We start from the raw sequence: 8,150 nt of genomic DNA, 5'->3' as shown, positions 1-8,150 counted from the left end.
AATCTGGTCGAGCACGCGTTGACGGTCCGGATGGCCGTGCCAGGCTGGAGCGGCTAGCGCAGCGGCCGGTCAGCGCACGCTCCACGACTCGCGCTCGTTCAGCGCGCGCACGTCCATGTCGGTGAGGCGGTGCTGGGCGTCGGCCATGGCCGCCCGCTCCTCGGCGGTCAGCACGTCGGCGATGTCGGCGAAGCCCCGCGGAGCCCGCTCGGCCACCAGGCTGATCGTCTCCTCGATGGGCAGCGAGCGGTGCGCGACCACCAGGGCCGACGTGGCGGGGCGCCGCTCGGCCTCGTAACCGGCCAGCGCCGCCACCGGATCGTCCGCGGTCGCCAGGTGCCTGGCCAGCACGCGGGCGTCGAGGACCGCCTGCGACCCGCCGTTCGAGCCGATCGGGTACATCGGATGGGCGGCGTCGCCCAGCAGCGTCACCCGTCCCCGGCCCCACCAGTCGAGCGGGTCCCGGTCGCACATCGGATACTCCAGGATCCGCTCGGAGCCGGCCAGGAGCGCCGGGATGTCGAGATGCCGGTACTCCCAGTGCGCGAAGTGCCGCGCCACGTCCTCCAGCCGGCCCGCGCGCGACCAGTCGGCCTCCTTCACCGGGCCCGGCTCGGCCACCTTGACCTCGGCCACCCAGTTGACCAGCCGGGGATCGGTGGCGGAGACGTGGTAGGCGACGAACTTGGCGTCCCGGTTGGACCCGGCGACCAGCACCGTGGCGCCGTCCCTGACCGGCCCGCCCTCGGCGATCCCGCGCCACATCCGGATGCCGCCCCACCGCAGCGGGTCGTTCTCCGGGTGCAGGCGGGAGCGGACCGCCGACTGCACGCCGTCGGCGCCGACCAGCACGTCCACCCGCTCGTGCACGGGCGCGCCGCCGGCCACGTCGCGCAGCACCACGTCCACACCGTCGCCGTGCTGCTCGAACGCCTCGAACCGCAGGCCCAGCCGGACCGGCCCGACGCGCTCCTGCACCGCGGCGAGCAGGATCATCTGCAGCTCGCCGCGGTGGATGGAGTACTGCGGCCAGCGGTAACCGGCCGACCGGCCGCGCGGCAGCGCGAGGATCTCGCCGCCGAACCGGTCGGTGAAGGTCATGAACGTGGTCTCCACGCCGGTCGAGGCCAGCGCGTCGCCCAGCCCCAGCTCGGTCAGCTCCCGTACGGCGTGCGGTTGCACGTTGATCCCCACGCCCAGCGGGCGCAACGTGGCCGCCGCGTCCACGACCTCGCAGTCGAGCCCGGCCGCGTGCAGGCTGAGCGCGGTGGTGAGCCCGCCGATCCCGGCGCCGATGATCATGATGCGCATCGTCTACCCCCAGTGGTTCCCGCCCGTCGGACGACGGGTGCATGACGTGTGGCATGAGAAAGGGAGAGCGCGGGTGCGCTCCCCCTTCGGCCTCGCCCCTCAGTCCTGATTCACCGTCAGGAGGCGGCGGGCGTCAACATCATCTGCTTGACCTCGAACTTCTGCGGGATGTAGCCGAACTCCAGCATCAGGTCGGCGACCCGCTGCAGCCGCGTCTCGTTGACCGAGGTGGAGAAACCGCCGAGCACCATGAGGTCGGCCGTGGCCGGGTCGATCTTGGTGTACTTGCCCAGGGCCGCCTTGACCTCGGCGGAGTTCGAGATGGCCAGCTCGGCGCCCTTGATCAGGGCACGCTGGAAGGCGGCCACGGTCTTGGGGTTGTCCTTGGCGAATTGCTCGGTCACCAGGTAGCCGGCGATCGGGAAGTCGGCGGTCGGCCCGGTGAACGCGTCCGACAGCAGGACGGCGCCGTTCTGGGTGGCGGCCGTCTGATGGAACGGCTCGGGCAGGAAGGCGGCCTCGATGAGCCCGGACTCCAGGGCGCCCGCCATCTGCGGGAACGGCTGCTCGACGAAGTTGACGTCCCCGGGCTTGAGCCCGTGGGTCTTCAGCAGCGCGCTGACGGACAGCTCGGCGACGTTGGCCCGCGTGTTGACGCCGACCTTCTTGCCCTTGAGGTCGGCGACCTTGGCGATGGGCGAGCCCTTCTTCACCATGATCGCGAAGTTGTTGGGCTTGGCGGTGTACGCCTCACCGACGACCTTCACCTTGGCGAGGTTCTTGGCGGCGACGGTGACGGCGGACACGTAGTTGCTGTGCAGGACCTGCAGGCTGCCCTTGGTCAGGTCCGCCATGGCGGTGGCGCCGCCCTGGATGATCTGGATCTTGACGTTGAGACCCTCGGCCTTGAAATAGCCCTTGTCGATGGCGATCTGGATGGGGGCCACCTCGGGGAGGGGCAGCATGCCGACGACGAGGTCGGCCTTCTCGATCCCGCCCGCGTTCGCGGAGGAGTCGGAGTCACCTCCGCCGCATCCTGCTGCGAGTAGCGCGGTAGCCGTGAGCAAAAGTGCAGATATACGCATGCGGCGCCGGAGACCGGACATGATCGCTCCAGGGGGAAGACGCGTTGCTTGTCGCGCTTGGGGGTGATCTTGGGGGGAAGAGCCTAGCGTAAACAGGGGAACGTTCCTGAGAAGGATGCAGGGGATTGTCCGTGCATCTCGTGATATATCCCTATATTTCGTGTTTGGTCGGTTTGTTTGCGGTCGGCACCCGTACAAGAAAGGGGTGGACCGAAACGCCGGGACGACCATGCGGACCGCGCCCGGGAAGTCACGTCCGGTGCCGGGCCGAGCTGTGCCAGGCCAGGACCCGCCGCTCCGCCAGGACGAAGATCAGGTTGAACAGGTAGCCCAGGACGCCGAGCAGGATCACGGCCCCCCACATACCGGGCGGGTCGAAGACGCGCTCGGCCAGGCGGAGCTGGTAGCCCAGGCCGTTCGTGCTGAAGAGCTCCGCGATGACCATGAGGATCAGCGCCAGCGACAGGCTCAGCCGCAGTCCGGCGAAGATCTTCGGCAGGGCCGACGGGAGGATCACCCGCAGCAGCCGCTGCGCGCGCGAGAGCCTGAAGACCCGGGCCGTCTCCAGGTGCAGCGGGTCGACGGTCCGGCCACCGTCGGCGGCGTTGAACAGCACCGGCCAGACGATGCCGAACGCGATCATCGAGATCTGCATCTTCGCGCCGATCGAGAAGATCGCCATGAACATCGGCAGCAGGGCGACCGGCGGCAGCGCCCGGCCGAACTGGATGATCGGGTCCACGAACCTGAAGAGCAGCGGCGAGCGCCCGATGGCCAGGCCCAGTGTCACCCCGATGACGCCGGACAGCACCCACCCGGTCAGCAGCCTGCCCAGGCTCGGCGGGAAGTTCGCGAGCGCGGTCTCGTTGAGCCAGAGCCGCGAGGCGGGGCCGTCGAACCACAGATCCCTCATGTGCGGGAGGATCGTCGTGGGAGGCGGGAAGAAGGGGTGCGCCCAGTTGCGGGTGACCACCTCCCACCCGACCAGGACGACCGGCACGATCCACAGCCGCAGCACGGCGGTCACGAACTTCCTGATCATTGCGCCGCTCCTGTCTTGGCGGTGTGCCAGCGGAAGGCCCGGCGCTCGGCCAGCACGAAGGCGCCGTTGGTGACCAGGCCGAGCATCCCGGCCCAGAACGTGGCGGCCACGGTCAGCGTGACGCCGGCCGGGCTGCTCTCGGCGAGGATGATGAAGCTGCCCATGCCGCCGCTCCCGCCGGCGAGCAACTCGGTGCTGATCGTCAGGATGAGCGCGATCGCCGCCGCGACGCGGACGCCGGTCGCGATGAACGGCGCCGTGCTCGGCAGCGACACCCGCAGCAGCACCGACAGCGGCCCGAAGCCGAAGGTCCGCAGCGTCTCCTTGGCCACCGGGTCGACGTCGCGCAGCCCGTAGACGGTGTTGATGAGGACGGGCCACATCGACGCGTACACGATCATCGTCACCTTCATCTGCGTGGGGTCGACGATGACCCACGCGGCGAGGGGGATGAGCGCCACCGACGGGATGGGCCGCAGGAACTCGATCAGCGGGCGCAGCGCCCGCTCGATCGGCGGCACGCTGCCGAGCAGCAGCCCCAGCGGCACGGCGATCAGGACGGTCACCAGCAGCCCGAGCGCCCAGCCGGTGAAGGTGGTCGCGATGTCGGCGAGGAAGCTCGGGTCGGCGGCGAGCTTCGCCGCCTCGACGAGAATGGTCGAGGCCAGCGGGAATTGGACCGTGGGAACGATGCCGACGCGGCCGGCCGCCTCGGCGACGCACAACAGGATCACGACGCCGAGGGTGCCGCAGACCAGGGGGCTGTCGAGGGCACGACGGGGATTCAGTCGCATGCGAACGCCCCGTTCGTGGAAAGCGTCATCGTGGTCTCCATGGCTGTATCCGGCCGGGTGGCACGCCGGGCCGGACGGAGGGACGGGCAGACGGGTGTCAGCGTACCGAGGTGATCAATCTTTCTCCCCGTCTCACCCGACAACCGGTAAGCCCGACATGTCAGCACATCGAGCTGTCTGTAGGACTTGTCCTGGTTTGGGTGGTATGTACGGCAATGGTGGCGGGCATCCGATTTATGGATGCAGTTGAAGCTTAAATAGGCCCCGTTTAGGGCGTTTTGGCGATTAGTGTGTCACTTGTGATGCGTGCGGCATTGGCCGAATTAATGTGGGTGTGCTCAAATAAGCACTCGCCCATGGATGTGTCGGCGCCGCACGCCGAACCGTCATGATGTGATCCGCGCGCATCAGACGTCCGAGGAGAGGTTGCAACGTCGGTGAGGACTGCATCTACCAGCGGGAACCCTGACACGGCGCCCGCGTCCACCCCGCTGCCACCCCAGCCGGACGTCGGCGGCCAGCACGGTTCGCGCCCCGCCGAGCCCGCCCCGCGGCGCGCGGGCAGGACCGCGCTGCGCAACTGGCGAGTGCGCTCCAAATTGCTCGTCCTCGTCGTCATTCCCACCGTGGCGGCTCTCGTCCTGGGCGGCATCAGGGTCACCGCCTCGATCGAGAGCGCGGGGGAGTACCAGCGCGTCAACGAGGTGGCCGAACTCGCCGGCCGGCTCGCCGACCTCGCCCACGGACTCCAACTCGAACGCGACCTGACCGCCACGTACGTCGCGCAGGGCCGCCGGTCGAGCGGCCGCGCCAACATGCAGACGCAGTACACCAACGTCGACTCCTCCGTCCGGAAGATCCGCGGGGACATCCAGACCCTCGCCACCTCCGCCGGCACCACGCGGGCCGAGGCCGTGCAGGTGCTCAACCGGCTCAACGCGCTGCGCAGCGCCCGCAAGTTCGCCACCGACTCGCAGCTCGACACCGCGACCGTCATCCGCATGTACGAGCAGACCATCCGCGACGTGATGGCCTTCAGCGACGACATCGACCAGGGCGCCGTCGACGAGGAACTGTCCGACGGCGTCGCCGCGTTCGCGGCGCTGGGCAGGGCCAAGGCCCAGGCCTCCCGCGAACGCGCCATCCTCATGGCCGCCTTCGCCGCCCGCCGGTTCGACCAGGCGATGTACAGCGACTTCCTCGCCGCCCGCGCCCAGCGGGACAGCGAACTGGCCACCTTCCGGGCCAACGCCACGATCGCCCAGCGCCAGGCCTACGAGGACAACGTCTCCGGTGAGGACGTCGACCGCGCGGAGGGCCTGCGCGCCCGCGCCGTCGTGCTGGCCGAGGAGGACACCCGCCTGACCGACGTGACGCTCGGCACCCAGGGCGCGGCCGCCGCGTGGTTCCAGGCGATGAGCAACACCATCGACCGCATGCGCAAGGTGGAGGACGAGCTGTCCGCCTCCATCATCCTGCGCAGCCGCAGCCTGCAGGAGTCGGAGCAGAGCACCGCCCTCATCGTCGGCATCGCCATCGCGGCCCTGCTCCTCGTCGTCCTCCTCGTCACCGTCGTGATGGCCCGATCCCTCGTGCGCCCGCTGCGGCGGCTGCGCGGCGAGGCCCTGCACATCGCCGGCCAGCGCCTGCCCGAGACCGTCCGGCGGCTGCGCGAGTCCGACGCCACCGGCCAGCTCGACGTCGAGCCGATCGGCGTCGACTCCGAGGACGAGATCGGTGAGGTGGCGCGGGCGTTCGACGAGGTGCATCGTGAGGCGGTGCGGTTGGCGGGTGAGGAGTCGCGGCTGCGGTCGAACGTGAACGCGATGTTCGTGAACCTGTCGCGGCGCAGTCAGACGTTGGTGGAGCGGCAGATCACGTTGATCGATGGTCTGGAGCAGGGTGAGCAGGACGAGAGCCGGTTGGCGAACCTGTTCAAGCTGGATCATCTGGCGACGCGTATGCGGCGTAACAGTGAGAACCTGCTGGTGCTGGCGGGTCAGGATCCGCCGCGCCGGTGGAGCCAGCCGGTCAAGCTCGTCGACGTCGCCCGCGCCTCGCTGTCGGAGGTGGAGAACTACGAGCGGGTGGTCCTGCAGGTGCCCGATGGTGTCTCGGTGGCCGGTCAGGCCGTCAACGACGTCATCCACCTGCTGGCCGAGCTGGTGGAGAACGCCCTGTCGTTCTCGCCGCGCGAGACCCGGGTGACGGTGTCGGGCAGCCGCATCGACGGCGGCGGCGTCATGCTGTCCGTCACGGACGCGGGCATCGGCATGACCCAGGAAGAACTCCTCGCGGCCAACGAACGCCTTCTCGACGCGCCGATCGTCGACGTCTCCGTGTCGCGCCGGATGGGCCTGTTCGTGGTCGCCCGGCTGGCGCACCGGCACGGCGTCCGCGTCCAGCTCCGGCCGCACGGCGGCGGCGGGCTGACCGCCATGGTGCTGCTGCCCGAGTCGCTGCTCGGCGCCCCCTCGCCCGCCTACGCCGGAACGCCCGCCGTCCGCGACGAGCCCCCCGCCGTCCCCGCGGCCCCCGTCGCCGCGCCGCCCCCGGCATCCGCCTCACAGTGGCAGGGCGGCGGCTACCAGATGGGCCCCGGACACCCCTCCTACTCCTCGACCGACACCGCCGCCGCCTGGCCGTCCATGCCGCAGTGGCCGTCCGAGGCGGGCGGCTGGCCCGGCGAGACACCCGCCGCCCGCGGCGGCGGCTACGACACCTCGGACGTGTGGGTGCCGTCCAGAGGCGCGGGCGGCTGGAACGGCGACGGCGACAACCTCCCGAGACCGCCCGCCGACGACCTGCCGCCGAGCTGGGGAGCCGGTGAGCGTCCCGAGCCCGAGCCGCGCCCCCGCTACGACTTCCCCGAGACGGAGGCGGCGGCCACCGGCCCCATCCCCGTCGTCAAGCCGGCCTCGGCCGGCGACGAGTTCCTGCCGATCTTCGCCTCCGTGGAGTCCGCCTGGTTCGACCACGGCGACGCCAGCGCCAACTGGGGGACGTCCAAGGCCGACGAGGGCTGGAACGCGGCCCAGGCCGTGGTGGAGCCGGTGCGCGACGGGGCGACCGCGTCGGGTCTGCCGAAGCGGGTGCCGAAGGCCAACCTGGTGCCCGGCTCGGCCGACACCACGTCCGCGCCCAAGGGCGTCACGCCCATGCCCGCGCTCTCGCCGGACCGGGTGCGCAGCCGCCTGTCGAGCTTCCAGCAGGGCTTCCGGGCCGCCCGGGACGACATCAACGAGGGCCGTACGTACTCGTCCGGCTCCAAGCCGCTTGACCACAGGGAGGAGGGCACATGAACGACCTGAGTCATTCCGCGCGCGGGGTCGACTGGTTGATCACGGATTTCGTGAGCACGGTTCCGGGTGTGGCGCATGCGGTCGTGGTCTCGTCCGACGGGTTGCCGTTGGCGGCGTCGGCGGGGTTTCCGCCGGATCGGGCTGATCAGTTGGCTGCGATCGCGTCGGGGTTGGTGAGTTTGACGCAGGGTGCCGCTCGGGTGTTCGAGGGTGGTGCGGTGAGTCAGACGATCGTGGAGATGCAGCGCGGGTTGATGCTGATCATGTCGATCAGTGATGGTTCGTGTCTGGCGGTGTTGGCCGCGCCTGATTGTGACATGGGTCTGGTGGCGTATCAGATGACGCTGATGGTGGACCGTGCGGGTCAGGTGCTCACTCCGGCTGTGCGTGCCGAGTTGCGCGCCAGTCAGTCCAGGTGATGCAGGTGAACGACCCGAGATGGAACTCCGGCGGCTGGGAGCCCCCTCGTCCGCCTCAGCAGCCTCCTCACTCCGACCCCGCGTCGCCGGTGCGTCCGTACGCGGTGACGGGTGGGCGGACGGCGCCGCGGGTGAAGTTGGCGATGGAGGCGTTGGTGTCGTCGGCGACGGCTGAGCCTCGCGAGTTTTCGCATATC

General features: G+C 70.0%; 7 protein-coding genes. 3 read left to right on the top strand and 4 right to left on the bottom strand.

Going from position 1 to position 8,150, the window contains the following annotated elements; all coding sequences use genetic code 11:
- Nucleotides 1-69: 69 nt before the first annotated feature.
- The 4 genes from CXR44_RS38560 to CXR44_RS38545 all read right to left on the bottom strand — a co-directional run bounded on the left by CXR44_RS38560 (nucleotide 70) and on the right by CXR44_RS38545 (nucleotide 4,232).
- Nucleotides 70-1,302: a flavin-dependent oxidoreductase gene (locus CXR44_RS38560; protein WP_101791113.1), complete on the bottom strand. Its 1,233-nt coding sequence runs from the start codon at nucleotides 1,300-1,302 to the stop codon at nucleotides 70-72.
- A gap of 125 nt (nucleotides 1,303-1,427) precedes the next feature.
- On the bottom strand, nucleotides 1,428-2,378 hold the full coding sequence (locus CXR44_RS38555) for an ABC transporter substrate-binding protein (protein WP_245899953.1): 951 nt from the start codon (nucleotides 2,376-2,378) through the stop codon (nucleotides 1,428-1,430).
- Between the two features lie 268 nt (nucleotides 2,379-2,646).
- Nucleotides 2,647-3,438 carry an ABC transporter permease gene (locus CXR44_RS38550; protein WP_101791110.1) on the bottom strand — a complete coding sequence of 264 codons (792 nt, stop codon included), beginning with the start codon at nucleotides 3,436-3,438 and terminating at the stop codon, nucleotides 2,647-2,649.
- The gene (locus CXR44_RS38545) at nucleotides 3,435-4,232 is read right to left on the bottom strand and encodes an ABC transporter permease (RefSeq protein ID WP_180903907.1); all 798 of its coding nucleotides are present in this window, start codon (nucleotides 4,230-4,232) and stop codon (nucleotides 3,435-3,437) included. Before CXR44_RS38545 ends, CXR44_RS38550 begins: the two co-directional genes overlap by 4 nt.
- A 437-nt stretch (nucleotides 4,233-4,669) precedes the next feature.
- On the opposite strand from CXR44_RS38545, the gene CXR44_RS38540 reads away from it, so the two are divergent.
- From CXR44_RS38540 to CXR44_RS38530, 3 genes are all read left to right on the top strand, one after another.
- Nucleotides 4,670-7,534: a sensor histidine kinase gene (locus CXR44_RS38540; RefSeq protein ID WP_101791109.1), complete on the top strand. Its 2,865-nt coding sequence runs from the start codon at nucleotides 4,670-4,672 to the stop codon at nucleotides 7,532-7,534.
- A complete protein-coding gene (locus CXR44_RS38535; protein WP_101791108.1) occupies nucleotides 7,531-7,953 on the top strand; it encodes a roadblock/LC7 domain-containing protein in 423 nt (140 codons plus the stop codon). Before CXR44_RS38540 ends, CXR44_RS38535 begins: the two co-directional genes overlap by 4 nt.
- A partial coding sequence (locus tag CXR44_RS38530; protein ID WP_245899952.1) for a DUF742 domain-containing protein occupies nucleotides 7,953-8,150 on the top strand: 198 nt, incomplete at its 3' end. The genes CXR44_RS38535 and CXR44_RS38530, both read left to right, overlap by 1 nt.

The sequence above is a fragment of the Nonomuraea indica genome, assembly GCF_002850745.1.
In the GTDB taxonomy this organism is placed as follows: domain Bacteria; phylum Actinomycetota; class Actinomycetes; order Streptosporangiales; family Streptosporangiaceae; genus Nonomuraea; species Nonomuraea indica.
Note: the sequence above shows the minus strand (reverse complement) of the source record. Positions and strands in the feature narration are given on the sequence as shown.

Coding starts and splice junctions, on each gene's coding strand:
- CXR44_RS38545 (WP_180903907.1), bottom strand. CDS start 4,232: ATGCGACTGAATCCCCGTCGTGCCCTCGACAGCCCCCTGGTCTGCGGC.
- CXR44_RS38535 (WP_101791108.1), top strand. CDS start 7,531: ATGAACGACCTGAGTCATTCCGCGCGCGGGGTCGACTGGTTGATCACG.
- CXR44_RS38560 (WP_101791113.1), bottom strand. CDS start 1,302: ATGATCATCGGCGCCGGGATCGGCGGGCTCACCACCGCGCTCAGCCTG.
- CXR44_RS38550 (WP_101791110.1), bottom strand. CDS start 3,438: ATGATCAGGAAGTTCGTGACCGCCGTGCTGCGGCTGTGGATCGTGCCG.